Here is a 14,990-nt window from a genome sequence, read left to right as displayed (position 1 = left end):
CTGATGTCCGACAAGCTCCGCCGCGCCGATGGCGCCCGCGTCCTCGCCGATCTGAACGCACTGCGCGCCTTCGGCACCTACAAGACCGGCGTGCACCGGCCGACCTTCTCCGACGCCCATCGTCAATCGCTCGCTTGGCTCGCCGAGCGCCTGCCCGACGCGCAGCTGACGCCTGATATCGACGGCATCGGCAACGTGCTAGGCACCAGCGCCAAGCCAGGCCCCAAGCTGCTGGCCGGATCGCATCTGGAGAGCCAGAACCAGGCCGGCTGGCTCGATGGCCCGCTCGGTGTCGTCTACGCGCTGGAGGCGGCGCGCGTGCTCAATCCCGATCCGTCCATTGTCGGTGCGGTGGAGGTCGCCTCCTGGTGCGACGAGGAGGGCCATTTCGGCAGCATGCTCGGCAGCCGGTCCTATGTCGGCGACGTCAGCGAGGCCGAAATCGATGCTGCCCGCGACCGCAGCAGCCCGCGTACGATGCGGGAGGCGCTTGCCGAGATGGGCCTCGCCGGACGGCCGCGCCTGCAGGCCGAGCGCGGCCGGCATATCGGCTATCTCGAAGCTCATATCGAGCAGGGCGACACGCTCGAGGCGAGCGGGCTCAAGATCGGTGTCGTCACCTCGATCGTCGGCATCTGGCAATACCGCATCACCTTCACCGGCGAGCAGAACCATGCCGGCACGACGCGGATGGCGGTGCGCAAGGATGCCGGGCTCGCGCTCGCCAAGTTCTGTGTGGCGATCGATACGCGCTTTCCGGCCGCCTGCGGCCCGCGCACGGTGTGGACCACGGGACGCATCACGCTCGATCCGGGCGCACCGAGCATCATCCCCGGCCAGGCCGAGATGCTGTTCCAGATCCGCGACGACAATGCCGCCGTCGTCGACCGGCTCGAAGAGCTGCTGCGTGAGATGGCTGCGCAGGCGTCAGCGGCAGGTCCATGCCAGGTCGTGGTCGAGCGCATCCGGACCGGCGCGCCGGCCATGATGGACGGCACGTCCCAGGATGCGATCGAGGCCGCCAGCCGCGATCTCGCCGCCGGCAAGTCGCTGCGGATGCCGAGCGGCGCCGGACACGACGCGCAGGTGCTGGCCACCATCATGCCGGCGGGCATGCTGTTCGTGCCGTCGATCGGCGGCATCAGCCATCACTGGACCGAGAACACCTCCGATGCCGACATCGTCACCGGAGCCGCCGTGTTCGTCGACACCTGCCGCCGCCTGCTGACAGGCGCGACACGATAGGCCACGTCATCAGCGAGGCACGTCGTCAGTCCGGCTGGTTGAGCGCGGCCATCGGCGGATTGCGCGCCTTGCCCTTGCCCTGGCTCTGCCCCTGAATCATCTGCTTGAGATAGGCGACGTTGGCGGCGGCCTCGTCCGGCGGCAGATCGGCCCGTGCGATCTGCTCGGCCTCCGCGAAGCGCCCCTGCAGGCCAACGACGAGCGCGAGGTTCTGGCGCACCCGCGCGTCCGCCCCCTGCGAGCCGTAGGCCTGCCGCAGCACCTCCTCGGCCTTCGGCAGCTCCCGCGTCAGCATGTAGGACAGGCCGAGATTGGACAGCACCGAGGGCTCGCCGGGCACGATCTTCAGCGCGCTATCGTAATAGCGCCGCGCCTCCTCGTGGCGGCCCATCTGGTCAAGCACCGTGCCCTGCACCGACAGCAGCTTCCAATCGGGATTGTCCGGCGAGTGCGCGCGCGACAGCACGTCGAATGCGAGCTTGAAATTGCCGTTGTCGGCCAGCGCTCGGCCATAGGCCGCGAGCACGGTCTTGTTGCCGGCGTTGGCGAGCGTCGCCTGCTCCAGCACCGCAACCGCCTGCTCGCGCTGGCCGTTGTTGCGCAGCGCCTGGCCATAGGCGACCGCGATGGCCGCATCCTTGGGGTTGGCGCGGTAGCGCTCGCCATACACCTCGACCGCGCGCTGCGGGGTCGCGGGCGGCGGCGGCTCGGCCCGGCCGCGCAGCGAGCCCGTGACGTCGGACATGGTCTGGCAGCCGCCGAGGCCCGCAGCGACGAGCGCGGTGAGGGCAACGGACGCAAGCAGCCGGGGAATGGAAGGCGATTGACGCATGTCACGTGGACTCGAACGAGCGAATTGAACGCGCCAGCAATAAACTGTTAACGCTAACAGCCGGTTAATGGCGCGGCCACGGCGCCGTCGTCACATCCGCGTCGGTTTGCGGGCCAGGCGGCCGGCGTGATTGCAGCGGCCTTCAAACTCTGCGAAGTCTGGCTGCCGCGCGCCAGTTAGGGAACCATTAGGCATGCCGTCGATGTTCGAGACCGCCTCCACAACGTCCGCCATCCCGATCACCTTCGTAACGAAGGCGAGCTGGCCGGGGATCAAGGAGAGCCTGTCGGCCGAAGCACGCAACTTCGCCGAGGCCAACGTCTACACCGCGAAGCCCGGCAGCTATCTGGCGTTGCCCGCCGCCGACGGCCACATCGCGCAGGTGCTGTTCGGTCTCGAGGACGACGACGCCAAGCACCGTGACCCGTTCCGGCCGGGCGCCCTGCCCGGCCTGCTGCCCGCCGGCACCTACCGCTTCGCCAATGCGCCGCATGATGCACGGCTCGCCGCGCTCGCCTTTGCGCTCGGCAGCTACCGTTTCGGCCGCTACCGCAAGACCGAGACGCCGGAGGTCCGCCTCGTTCCGCCGGATGGCGTCGACGCCGCCGAGCTGAACCGCCTTGCCGACGCGGCGACATTGGCGCGCGACCTCGTCAACACGCCGTCCAACGACATGGGACCCGAGGAGCTCGAGGCCGCGGCGAAGCAGGTCGCCGACCGCTTCGGCGCGCGCTTCACCAGCATCGTCGGCGACGATCTGCTGCGCCAGAACCATCCGCTGATCCATGCCGTCGGTCGCGCCTCGACCCGCGCGCCGCGCCTGATCGAGCTCGTCTGGGGCGATCCATCGCATCCCAAGGTGACCCTGGTCGGCAAGGGCGTCTGCTTCGATACCGGCGGGCTCGACCTGAAGCCGTCGAGCAGCATGCTCCTGATGAAGAAGGACATGGGCGGCGCCGCCAACGTGCTGGCGCTGGCGCAGATGGTGATGGATGCCAAGCTCAAGCTGCATCTGCGCGTGCTGATTCCAGCGGTCGAGAACGCGGTCGCCGGCAACGCCTTCCGTCCGCTCGACGTGTTTCCCTCGCGAAAGGGCATCACGGTCGAGATCGGCAATACCGATGCCGAGGGCCGGCTGGTCCTGGCTGACGCGCTGGCGCTGGCCGACGAGGACAAGCCCGACCTGCTGATCGACATGGGCACGCTGACCGGCGCCGCGCGCGTCGCACTCGGTCCCGATTTGCCGCCGTTCTACACCCAGGACGAGGCGCTCGCCGCGGACGTCGCGCGCTGCGCGGCCGCCGAGAACGATCCGCTGTGGCGGATGCCGCTATGGGCGCCGTACGACTCGTGGCTCGACTCCAAGGTCGCGACCATCAACAACGCGCCGTCCGGCGGCTTCGCCGGCTCGATCACCTGCGCGCTGTTCCTGCAGCGCTTCGTCGAGCACGCCAAGAGCTGGCTGCATCTCGACATCTTCGCCTGGACGCCATCCGCCAAGCCGGGCCGGCCCGAGGGTGGCGAGTGCCAGGCGGCGCGTGCGCTCTACAAGCTCCTGAGCGAGCGCTATGGCTGATCCGCGCCTCACGCCTGCGCGCGGCGACGTCGCGGCGAAACATCTCGAAGGCCAGGTGACGGCCGCGCGTTTCGTCGAGGGCGAGGCGCTGGTCGTCATCGATCCGATCGCGCCGCTGCGCCAGCAGCCATATTCCGGCGCCGAGCTGGCGACGCAGGCGCTGAAGGGCGAGCGCGTCACGGTCTACGACCGCAACGGCGAGGGCTGGGTCTGGGGCCAGCTCGCAGCCGACGGCTATGTCGGCTGGCTGCCGGAGGCTGCGCTGGCGGCGCCCGCCGCAGCACCGACGCACAAGATCAGCGCGCTGCGCAGTTTCGCGTTCCCCGGGCCGTCGATCAAGCTGCCGCCGGTGGAGACGCTGCTCATGGGATCGACCATCGCCGTGACGCGCGAGGAGGCCAGCTTCGTGGTGACGGCGGAGGGCTGGTTCGTCCCGCAACAGCACGTCACGTTGCTGGATGCTATCGAGCACGACTACGTCGCAGTCGCCGAGCGCTTCGTCGGCACGCCCTATCTGTGGGGCGGCAAGAGCAGCCTTGGCATCGACTGCTCGGGCCTGGTGCAGGTGTCGTTGAATGCTGCGGGTGTGCCGTGCCCGCGCGACAGCGACATGCAACTCGCCGCGCTGGGGCGCTTGCTCGACGGCGGAGAGCCGCTTCGCCGCGGCGATCTGATGTTCTGGAAGGGCCACGTCGCCATCGTGCGCGATGCTGACACGATCGTCCACGCCAACGCGTTTCATATGGCCACGCAGATCGAGCCGATCGGCGAAGCGATTGCCCGTATCAAGGCGAGCGGGAGCGATGTGCTCGCGATCAAGCGGCTGGATTGACTCGCCTCATCGCGCTGGCGCGTCCTCCCGATGAGGTTTTGAGACGCAGGCTCCCTCCTCCGTCATTGCGAGCGTAAGCGAAGCAATCCAGAGTCCCGCCCACGACTCTGGATTGCTTCGCTGCGCTCGCAATGACGCGGAGAGAGCGGCGCAAGAGTCCGATATACCTATCAAACAGCAACAGGCCGCGCCAAACAGCAGGGCAAGCATCCGCATTCTCGCGGCCGCGTCGGTCCGAGTCCTGCTGCAATCATCCGCCCTCGGCAACATGAGAGGGCGCAGGGAAGGCCGGGTGCCGACCGCACCCGTGGTTGCGTGCAACAAGCACGCGGTAGTCACCACAGGTACGGGCCGAACATCCGGCCTTCCCTGCGCGATGTTTTGCGACTTACTTCGTGATCTCCCCAGGGACCGGCTTTCTTGCCCCTGTCGGCCGCAGGCCTCATCGGCTCCCGCGACCTTGACGCCAGCATCGGGGCGCCAGGACCACACGACTTCGCCGTCCGCATGACGCCGTTCGTCGGTGCGCACATGCACACTGCAACATCATCGCGGCCATCGCATCCCGCACCCGACGTCCGTGACGACGCGTACGTCCCTCTCGTGGGGCAGGACGGGGCGGAGTATGCACGATTTCCGAAAAAAAGAAAGATGAATATTTTTCGCGAGAGGACTGGACAGGCGTTCGCGGACCGCGCCCGTCGGCCAAATCACCCGCAATCGCGTGGGTTCTCGCCGCAGCCCAAGAGAGCTGAGATTCTGACTGTCGGCGCTTTTGGTAATTCGCCCGATCTCGAGAGTATAGCGACAGATTCGTGGCCCGGCAGACGATTGCCGCTTCTGTGAAGGGTTTCGGATGCCGGCCGCACGATTGACGGCGCGGCATGTTCGGGCGGCCGGCGTCCGAAAGCTTCCAAGGGAGGAAGCCGCGCATGGTGGGCAGGACTGGTGCGGAGGCGCTTTCCACCGTGGCCGGTCGATGAGCGGCGGGCACGACGAGCAGCTTTGCAGAACGGCGGTCGTGCGGTGATGAGGTGTCGATCCTGATGGCGCCGGTTGGCGCAGTCGGTCGATGGCGCGGCTGCCGTCGCCTCTGTTGATCTAGCGCAAGGCTGGAATTGAGAAGAACGCCCACGTTGATGCGACAGAGGGGCGGACCATGGTGTGCGCAGGACGCTGGCGGGTTCAAGGAGCGGCCATCGTCGCCGCGATGATTCTGCTGGCATCGCCGGCGCGGGCGGGCTGCAGTCCAGAAGACATCGCGGATGCCTTTATCGGGACGCTGTCCGCCGCATATGAGTGCAAGTCGGTCTATGAGAATGACGCAAGCCGCTACGCAGCGATTGCACTGACCGCAGCACTCAGCGGCGTCGCCTTGTCAGGGTCGGACACGGGGAAAGGGCAAGCCCTGGTCAATCAATTCTGCGCAGAGGCGCAGGGCAACGCCGACCAAGTCGTCAGCAAGCTGAACACGATCTTTGGCAACGCGATCGCGGAAAATGTTCTCGGCGATCTTTCCAAGGAGCTCGCAGCCATTGGCGCGGCCGCAGACGTCGTGAAATGCGCCTGCAAGAGCGAGCAGAGCACCGTTGGATTGGGTTCCGAAATCGGCTCATGTCTTCAGGAGGCGCTGTGCTGGGGGCAGGAAAAGCTTGGCATGCAGTCCTGCGGCGATTGCGAGGTCCTCCCGCCTGTTCAAGCCACATGCGCCGCGATCAACGCGACGTGCGAAAAAGTACCTTACATGGAGTGGTGGAGGTACCCGGAATGTCAAGGCATCGGCGGTCCCGGCTCGATCTTCAGCCCTTCCAGCAAAGGCGTCTATCAGGATCAATACGATCGATATGGCGTGGGCATGGTGGAAACCGGCGACGGGACGCTGGTGGTCACGGATCCCGGCGCCTATGCCTGCCACACAGGGAGCAGTTACTGCACCTGTCCGAAACCGATGGTGCCGCACTGGCAACAGGTCCCCAACCCCGGATCCGGCGATAGCAAGTACGTGTTCTCGTGCGATTGCCCGAAGGACACCCATCCCGGCGCGTTGAAGTCGGACGGGCTCTCCGAGTGCCTGTGCGACGACACCAACCAGGTGGCGGTCTTCGGCTTTGCGCCCTACGGCATGTGTCCGCCCGCGGCCTGCCCGGCCGGACAGACAAGACTCGGCGGCGACAAGAACAGCCCCTGTGTCACGCCCTGCTCCGACAAGAGCCAGGGAATGGCCTTTGACGGGAGCTGCTGCAATCCCGCGCAGATGACCAATTGTGGAGAATGTTGCCCGCCGGACACCGTGCCCAACGTCAAGACCGGCTCCTGCGAGCCGCGGCCCAAGCAGCCGAAATGAGGCGGACCGACATGATGGAGCTTGGCCGACAGACGTCCATGACAGCCGCCGTCCGTGCGATGCGGCACCTCGCCTGGCTGCTGATCCTGCCTCTCGCACTCGGGGGGCCCGCGTCGGCGCAAACGCCGCCCGGCGTTTACACCCCCGGCGATGCTGCAGTCACCGGATTCTCCGGGGCTATTCGCCCGTTCGAGATCGAGCCCGGTCAGGATCCCGACGTTCGGACCATCATCAATCCTGGAGGGCCGTCGCTGCGCATCGTCGATCTAAGACGCATGGGCGGTCCGCCCCAGGCGCAATTGGTCGGTGCGCCGAAACCGTTCACCGTCAGCGCGAAGTCGATCGGGCAGGTGTTTGGCGTCGCTCTGGACGACAGTTCCCCCGCCAACATTTACGTCGCGGCGACATCCGCCTATGGTCTCTCGATCGTCGCGCCGGGACCTGAAGGTCGACCGCAACATGTCAGGCTCGGGACTAGCGGCGCGACCTTCATGCCGGCACAATGGGGTCCGGGCGGCGGTCCGGGATCGATCTGGAAGATCAATGGCGCCACCGGCGCGGTGACGCTGTTCGCGAATGTCACCACGGGCGACAAGGCCAATTCGGGCGCGGCGCTCGGGGGATTGGCCTATGATCCGGCGACCAAGTCTCTGTTCGTCGCCGACCGTGAGACCGGGCTGATCCATCGCTTCGGCCCGAACGGCGTCGACCTCGGTGTCTATGATCACGGCGTCGCCGGCAGCGCAGCCGCGGAACTTCCAACGGCGCCGGCGCCAGCCGGGCCAGGCGTCGATATTACGAGTCCTCAATTCGACAGCGCGCAGCCCGAGACCTGGGGCTACGCGGCACCGGATCGGCGAGTGTTCGGCCTCGCCATTCGCGACGGCCGGCTCTACTACGCGGTCGCCGAGGGCTTGCGGGTGTGGTCGGTCGGGCTCAACGCGAACGGCTCGTTCGGTGCGGACGCCAGAATCGAAGTCGTCGTACCGTCCGCCGCCGGTCCCACCGAGATCTCCAGGATCACTTTCGACGATGAGGGACGGATGTTTTTGGCCGAGCGGCCGGCGCCGACCGGGGCGCAGGATTTCGAGGCCTTGTCCGCGCCGTCGATCGGCCGCGTGCTGCGCTATACGCTGATCGGTGTCACTGAGATCAAGCAGCCGATCTGGCAGCCCTTGCCGGACGAATATGCGGTGGGATTCCCCGAACGTTTCCGCAATGGCAATGGCGGCGTCGCGATCGGCTACAGCTACGACATGGGCGGGACCATGAATCCGGCCTCCTGCGGCGGCTTCGTCTGGACCACCGGCGAACAATTGCGCAACGCCACCGATCCCAAGCTCGTGGCTCAACTCGGCCAGAACGACGCGCTTGCGATCGACGGACTGCAGGGGAATCCGATCTGGCGCATCCGCCGCGGCGATGAGCCACCGCTGCTCAGTTACTTCATCGACTATGCCGACGCGCCGCCCGATCTATCAGCTCGCGGGCACATGGGAGATATCGCCATCTTGCGCGCGTGTACAAGGGAAGCCGCACGGATACGGCTGGCGCCTCGTCCAGCCGGCGCGCCGCCTCCCGCCGGCATGCCGAGGCCGCCGGGTCTGCAGACCTGCAAGACCCATGTCTGCGGTTCGGACGGATCGGTTTGTCCGCCCAATCAGATCTGGATCATCAAGACCAAGAGCTGCGCGTCGAGCTGCGCCCCGCCCAATGTTCTGGTCAATGGCCAATGCTGCTCGCCCAAAGACCTGCAGCCGGGGGGCATCTGTTCGAACAACAATCCGTCGACTGATATCGCCAAGCCGATGTGCGGCGTCAACCAGACGGCGATCGGCCCGAACAATGAATGCTGCGAGAACAGCCAGATCTATTCCGGCCCGATTGGCCAACAACTTTGCTGCGGGACGACCGTGGTGAACGGCGTGTGCGATCCGTTGAAGCCGAAAATTCCGGACTGGAAATGCCCCGGCTGCTGTGCGCCCGGCTATATGAAGATCGCCGGCAAGTGCTGTCTCAAGAGCCAGGCGACATCGAAGGGACAGTGCTGCCCGGCCGGCCAGATTGCGAGCCCCGACGGCACGCTATGCATACCGCTGCACTGGCTGCCGAGACTTTCACAGTGTTGCGCCTCGGGCTTCGTGCCGACTGCGAATAGCAAATGCTGCGCGTCCGCGAATCTGACGACGAGCGGCGAGTGCTGCGCGGCCCCGGTCGACCCAAAGGATCGAAGCCAGTGCTCCAAGACGATCGAGAAGAAGTCCACCACGGTCGTCCCCGTGATTCCGAAGCTGCCGACGACGTGCCAACCTGGTGAGCGGCGCAATGCCGACGGCGTGTGCGTGGCCCGCAAGCCGGGGGTGACGCGGGACCGGCAGGCGCCGGATGTCGGTCGCCCGATCGTCTGCCCCCCCGGTTGGATTCCGGGGCCGCTTGGCGCGCGCTGCCGGCCGACCGGCCGATTTGCGCCGCGCATGCGGGGGGTCAGACCGGTCCCCCCGCCCGGCATGATGATGCCGCGACGATGAAGGAAGCAGCGATGCACGAGGACACGAATTCCCAAATCATTGCTGCACGCCAACTGCGGAAGTCGGCAGCCATATGGAGGATGACCGATGACCAATTTGATCCGTAGCGTTGCCACGGCGGCTGCCGTCTTCACGCTGTCTTTGCTTTGCGTGCAGCCCGGCCGAGCGGAGAGTTCGCGCAGCGACATCGAGGCGATCGTCAAGGACTACATAGCGACCCATCCCGAAGAAATCGAGCAGGTCGTGAAGGACTACCTCGCCAAGCACCCCGAGGCCGTGCAACAGGCCATCTCCGACCTGATCAAGAAGCGGCAAGCCGCGATGCCGGCGGCAGCGCCCGGCTCCGACAAGACCGCACTGGTCAAGCAAAATGCGCCGGCCTTGTTCGCGTCCGCGCACCAGGTCACGCTCGGCAACCCGCTGGGTGATGTCACCCTGGTCGAGTTCTTCGATTACAGCTGCGGCTACTGCAAGCGCGCGCTCGGCGAGATACTCGAATTGTTGAAGAGCGACCCCAAGCTCAAGATCGTGCTCAAGGAATTTCCGATCCTCGGCCCCGGCTCGCTGGAGGCGGCGCGCGTCGCGGTAGCGGTACGCATGCAAGACCCGACGGGCGCGAAATACCTCGACTTTCATCAGCGGCTGCTCCAAAGCAGCGGACCCGCCGACAAGGCGCGCGCGTTGGCCATCGCGCAGACGATCGGTCTCGACGTTGCTCAGCTTGAAAAGGACATGGACAGCCTGGAGGTGCGCCAAAGCCTCGATGAGAGCGGCAATCTTGCGCAGAAATTGGGATTGAACGGGACGCCGAGCTATGTCATCGGCGGCAATGTCATCGTCGGCGCGGTCGGACTTGCCACGCTGAAGGCCAGAATTCAGCAGGCTCGCCAGTAGTACGCTCCGATCGCGAAGATATGCATCGACGCCCGAGGTCTCGATTTGTGCAGCGCGCGAGGTCCGCTGCTGTGAAGGGCTTCGGATGCCGGCAGCATGATTGACGGCGCGGCACATTCGGGCGGCCGGCGTCCGAAAGCCTCCAAGGGAGGACACCACGCATGGTGGGCAGGACTGGTGCGGCGGGCTCTATGGGGATTTGAGCGCCGCAGGCGATCTGGCTGATTGAGCTCGAAATGATGCAGCGAGCTTCGCGACGATGGCGCCGCGTTGCGCCTCGCGTGAAGTCGGTCTGCCTCGCGCTCCAGCAACCGGAGCGCTACGGCACCCCGCTCGGGCAATCGCTGACGACGCGTACGTCCCTCTCGTGGGCAGGACGGGGCGGAGCACGCACGACTTCCGAAAATAAGAAACAGAAATATTTTTTCAGGAGGGGCTGGACGGGCTTTCGCAGACACGACCCGTCGGGCAAATCATCACACCTATCCGCCGTCGTCGCCGGCGGCTTGGCTTTGATGGATCATGACTGCCCTGGCCGCGATCAGGCGATCCGCTTCAGGACGACCCGGAAGTGACATTCTGTCGGTGACGACTTCGGTGAGATAGTTCGCGATCGACTCGGCATCGGCACCATCGTCAAGCATGCTGAAGACCTGCAGAGCGTAGCGGTCATATTCGTCTTCGGCGCCCTCGCAGCCCGAAAGGCCGATCGGGTCCCACTCGGACAGCAGAAGAGCTCTGATGAGATCCAGCTTGGATGGCATTGTCTCGCGATTGCTCGGCTGCGGAGGTCCGCTGATCCTCTACGAAGCCGCCGCGCCGTTCCCCGCCGTCTCGTTCCGGAACGCCGCCGCAAACAGCGCGCGAGTGTAGTCGGTCTTCGGCGCCTTGAACAGCTCCACCGCCGGCCCCTCCTCCACCACCTTGCCGTGGCGCATCACGATCAGGTGGCTGGCGAGTGAGGCGACCACGCGCAGATCATGCGAGATGAACATGTAGGTGAGATCGAGCTTGCGCTGCAGGTCGCGCAGCAGCGCGACCATCTGCGCCTGAAACAGCATGTCGAGCGCCGAGGTCGGCTCGTCCAGCACGACGAAGCTCGGCTCGAGCACGACGGCGCGCGCGACCGAGATGCGCTGGCGCTGGCCGCCGGAGAATTCGTGCGGATAGCGGAAGCGCGTCGCCGGATCGAGCCCGACCTCGTTCAGCGCCTTGATGACCTTGGCCTCCCGCTCCTCTTCGCTGAGCCTGGGCTGATGCACGCTGATGCCCTCGGCGATGATGTCGCCGACCGACATGCGCGGGCTGAGCGAGCCGAACGGATCCTGAAACACGATCTGCATGTCGCGGCGGAACGGCCGGACATCCTTGAAGGACAGGCCCTGGATCTCCTTGCCCAGGAACACGATCGGACCGTCGGAGGAGATCAGCCGCAGCAGCGCCAGGCCCAACGTGGTCTTGCCGGAGCCGGACTCGCCGACGACGCCGAGCGTCTCGCCCTTGCGCACGGCGATGCTGACGCCGTCCACGGCCTTGATGTGGCCGACCGTGGAGCGGAACAGGCCGCGCTTGATCGGAAACCAGACCTTGAGGTCCCTGGCCTGCATCACGACCGGCTGATCGGGCCGCGGCGGCGCCGGGTCCGGCTTCGGCTCGGCCGCGAGCAGCGCCTTGGTGTAGGGATGGGAGGGCGCGGTGAACACCTGCTCCACCGGCCCCTGCTCGACGATCTTGCCACCGTTCATGACGCAGACGCGATCGGCGATGCGCCGGACGATGCCGAGATCGTGGGTGATGAAGAGCAGGCTCATGCCGAGCCGCGCGCGGATGTCGGCGAGCAGCGCCAGGATCTGTGCCTGCACGGTGACGTCGAGCGCGGTGGTCGGCTCGTCGGCGATCAGCAGATCCGGCTCGTTGGCGAGCGCCATCGCGATCATCACGCGTTGGCGCTGGCCGCCGGAGAGCTGATGCGGATAGCTGCCGAGCCGCGTTTCCGGCTCGGGGATGCCGACCTGCGTGAGCAGCTCGAGCACGCGCGCCCGCGCCGCGCCGTTCGAGATCGGTCGATGCAGATGCAGGATCTCGCCGATCTGCCGCTCGATCGTGTGCAGCGGATTGAGCGAGGTCATCGGCTCCTGGAAGATGATGGAGATGTCGCTGCCGCGGATGCCGCGCATCTCGCCCTCCGACAGCGGCAGCAGATCGCGGCCGTTGAAGCGGATGCTGCCCGACGGGTGCGAGGCGACCGGATAGGGCAGCAGCTTCAGCACCGACAGCGCGCTGACCGATTTGCCCGAGCCGGATTCGCCGACGAGGGCAACGCACTCGCCGCGCCTGATGTCGAACGAGACGTGGTCGACGGCGGTCGACACGCGGCCCTGCTGGTGGAAGGTCACCGAGAGATCGCTGACCGAGAGCAGCGGCTGGCTGATCGCATCCATGTCGGTCACCTGAACGTCTTGCGCGGATCGAACGCGTCGCGCACGGCCTCGCCGATGAAGATGAGCAGCGACAGCATGATCGCGACCGAGAAGAAGCCGGTCAGGCCGAGCCACGGCGCCTGCACATTGGCTTTGGCCTGCGACAGCATCTCGCCCAGCGACGGCGAGCCGGGCGGCAGGCCGAAGCCGAGGAAGTCGAGCGCGGTCAACGTCATCACCGAGCTCGACACGATGAAGGGCAGGAAGGTCATGGTCGCGACCATCGCGTTCGGCAGGAGATGCCGCCACATGATGACGGCATTGGAGACGCCGAGCGCGCGCGCGGCCTGGATGTATTCGAAATTGCGGCCGCGCAGGAATTCGGCGCGGACCAGGCCGACCAGCGACACCCAGGAGAACAGCAGCATGATCCCGAGCAGCGTGAAGAAGCCGGGCACCAGCACCGCCGACAGGATCAGGAGCAGATAGAGATAGGGAATCGCGTTCCAGATCTCGATGAAGCGCTGGAACAGGAGATCGACCCAGCCGCCGAAATAGCCCTGCACGCCGCCGGCGGCGATGCCGATGATCGAGGAGAAGAACGTCAGGGACAGGCCGAACAGGACGGAGATGCGGAAACCGTAGATCAGCCGCGCGACGACGTCGCGACCCTGATCATCGGTGCCGAGCCAGTTGTATTCGAGATCCCGGCAGCTCTTCAGCCCCTTTCTCTCGACCACCGCCTTGCACTGCGATTCCTTCAGCATCCAGGTCGGCGGCGACGGCGCCGGCGTGGGCAGGTCGAGATTATGCGTGGCGTAGGAATAGCGGATCAAAGGCCAGATCACCGTACCGCCCTTGTCGGCGATCAGCTTCCGCAAATAGGGATCGCGGTAGTCGGCCGCGGTCTCGAAGTCGCCGCCGAATGCCGTTTCCGGATAGGAGACGAACGCCGGGAAGTAAAGGTGGCCGTCGAACTTGATCAGGAACGGCCGGTCGTTGGCGATCAGCTCGGCGAACAGCGAGACGACGAACAGGAACAGGAATAGCCACAGCGACCAGTAGCCGCGGCGGTTGGCCTTGAAGTTCTGCCAGCGGCGCTGGTTGAGCGGCGACGGCCGGAAACGATGCCGCGTCGGCGGCACGGCCTCGCCGAGCGGGGCCTGCGCCTTGGTCTCGACCGGAGGGGTGGCTGTGATCGTCATCAGACCTCCCGCGCCTCGAAGTCGATCCGCGGATCGATCCACATGTAGGTCAGATCCGAGACCAGGTTGATGGCGAGGCCGAGCAGCGAAAAGATGAAGAGATTGCCGAACACAACGGGATAATCACGATTGAGAATGCTCTCGAACGAGAGCAGGCCGAGCCCATCCAGCGAGAAGATCGTCTCGATCAGCAGCGAGCCGGAAAAGAACGCGTGGATGAAGGTGCCCGGAAAGCCGGCGATCACGATCAGCATGGCGTTACGGAAGACGTGGCCGTACAGCACCTGGTTCTCGCTGCAGCCCTTGGCGCGCGCAGTCATCACATATTGCTTGCGGATCTCGTCGAGAAACGAGTTCTTGGTCAGCAAGGTCATGGTCGCGAAGGCGCCGAGCGCCATCGACACCAGCGGCAAAGTGAGATGCCAGAAATAGTCGATGATCTTCCAGTACCACGGGAAGTCCGACCAGCCATCCGAAGTCAGCCCGCGCAGCGGGAAGATGTTGAGAAACGAGCCGCCAGCGAGCAGGATGATCAGCAGGATCGCGAACAGGAAGCCCGGAATGGCGTAGCCGACGATGATCACGGCCGAGGTCCAGACGTCGAAGCGCGAGCCATCCTGCACCGCCTTGCGGATCCCCAGCGGAATCGAGATCAAATAGGTCAGCAAGGTCATCCAGAGGCCGAGCGACATCGACACCGGCAGCTTCTCCTTGATGAGCTGCAGCACTGACGTGTCGCGGAAATAGCTCTTGCCGAAATCGAAGCGCGCGAAGTTCCAGACCATCAGCGCGAACCGCTCGGGCGCCGGCTTGTCGAAGCCGAACTGCTTTTCGAGCTGCTTGATGAAGGCGGGATCGAGCCCCTGCGCGCCGCGGTATTTCGAGTTCAGCTCGCTGCCGGATCCGACCTGTCCCGGCGGACGCGCGCCGAAATCCGAACCGCTGCCGCCCGAAATCCGCGAGGTGCCGCCGGTGTCGGCGCCGGTCAATTGCGCGATGACGCGCTCCACCGGACCGCCCGGCGCGAACTGCACCACGACGAAGGAGATGAAGAGGATCCCGAGCAGGGTCGGGAGCATCAGCAAGATGCGACGGGCAATATAGGCAGCCATGA

11 protein-coding genes are annotated in these 14,990 nt (G+C 65.8%); 6 read left to right on the top strand and 5 right to left on the bottom strand.

Annotated features, from left to right (window positions below):
- Positions 1–3 precede the first annotated feature (3 nt).
- Positions 4–1,245: a Zn-dependent hydrolase gene (locus tag ACQR0U_RS04575; RefSeq protein WP_315825980.1), complete on the top strand. Its 1,242-nt coding sequence runs from the start codon at positions 4–6 to the stop codon at positions 1,243–1,245.
- 25 nt (positions 1,246–1,270) lie between these two features.
- On the opposite strand, the gene ACQR0U_RS04570 is transcribed toward ACQR0U_RS04575, so the two are convergent.
- On the bottom strand, positions 1,271–2,077 hold the full coding sequence (locus tag ACQR0U_RS04570; protein ID WP_315825979.1) for a tetratricopeptide repeat protein: 807 nt from the start codon (positions 2,075–2,077) through the stop codon (positions 1,271–1,273).
- A 193-nt stretch (positions 2,078–2,270) separates the two neighbouring features.
- Between ACQR0U_RS04570 and ACQR0U_RS04565 the strand changes: the two genes are divergently transcribed.
- From ACQR0U_RS04565 to ACQR0U_RS04545, 5 genes are all read left to right on the top strand, one after another.
- A complete protein-coding gene (locus ACQR0U_RS04565; protein WP_434842662.1) occupies positions 2,271–3,653 on the top strand; it encodes a leucyl aminopeptidase family protein in 1,383 nt (460 codons plus the stop codon).
- Entirely contained in the window at positions 3,646–4,485 is an 840-nt protein-coding gene (locus ACQR0U_RS04560) for an NlpC/P60 family protein (RefSeq protein WP_434842661.1), read from the top strand. Before ACQR0U_RS04565 ends, ACQR0U_RS04560 begins: the two co-directional genes overlap by 8 nt.
- Before the next feature lie 1,210 nt (positions 4,486–5,695).
- Positions 5,696–6,829 carry a hypothetical protein gene (locus tag ACQR0U_RS04555; RefSeq protein WP_434842660.1) on the top strand — a complete coding sequence of 378 codons (1,134 nt, stop codon included), beginning with the start codon at positions 5,696–5,698 and terminating at the stop codon, positions 6,827–6,829.
- Between the two features lie 38 nt (positions 6,830–6,867).
- Positions 6,868–9,357 carry a hypothetical protein gene (locus tag ACQR0U_RS04550; RefSeq protein WP_316172667.1) on the top strand — a complete coding sequence of 830 codons (2,490 nt, stop codon included), beginning with the start codon at positions 6,868–6,870 and terminating at the stop codon, positions 9,355–9,357.
- Between the two features lie 87 nt (positions 9,358–9,444).
- On the top strand, positions 9,445–10,251 hold the full coding sequence (locus ACQR0U_RS04545) for a DsbA family protein (protein ID WP_316172668.1): 807 nt from the start codon (positions 9,445–9,447) through the stop codon (positions 10,249–10,251).
- Between the two features lie 482 nt (positions 10,252–10,733).
- Here ACQR0U_RS04545 and ACQR0U_RS04540 read toward each other — a convergent pair whose 3' ends face one another.
- From ACQR0U_RS04540 to ACQR0U_RS04525, 4 genes are read right to left on the bottom strand one after another with little or no spacing between them, the layout of a single operon-like run.
- Entirely contained in the window at positions 10,734–11,015 is a 282-nt protein-coding gene (locus tag ACQR0U_RS04540) for a hypothetical protein (RefSeq protein ID WP_316172758.1), read from the bottom strand.
- 39 nt (positions 11,016–11,054) lie between these two features.
- Positions 11,055–12,692, bottom strand: a complete 1,638-nt coding sequence (locus ACQR0U_RS04535) for an ABC transporter ATP-binding protein (protein ID WP_316169637.1) — start codon at positions 12,690–12,692, stop codon at positions 11,055–11,057.
- 5 nt (positions 12,693–12,697) lie between these two features.
- Positions 12,698–13,876, bottom strand: coding sequence for an ABC transporter permease (locus ACQR0U_RS04530; protein WP_316225817.1), 1,179 nt, complete (start codon positions 13,874–13,876; stop codon positions 12,698–12,700).
- Positions 13,876–14,988, bottom strand: a complete 1,113-nt coding sequence (locus ACQR0U_RS04525; protein ID WP_316225816.1) for a microcin C ABC transporter permease YejB — start codon at positions 14,986–14,988, stop codon at positions 13,876–13,878. Before ACQR0U_RS04525 ends, ACQR0U_RS04530 begins: the two co-directional genes overlap by 1 nt.
- Positions 14,989–14,990: the final 2 nt, after the last annotated feature.

This window comes from Bradyrhizobium sp. HKCCYLRH3097, assembly GCF_051167875.1.
Lineage (GTDB): Bacteria > Pseudomonadota > Alphaproteobacteria > Rhizobiales > Xanthobacteraceae > Bradyrhizobium.
This window is presented reverse-complemented; position numbering and strand designations above follow the sequence as displayed.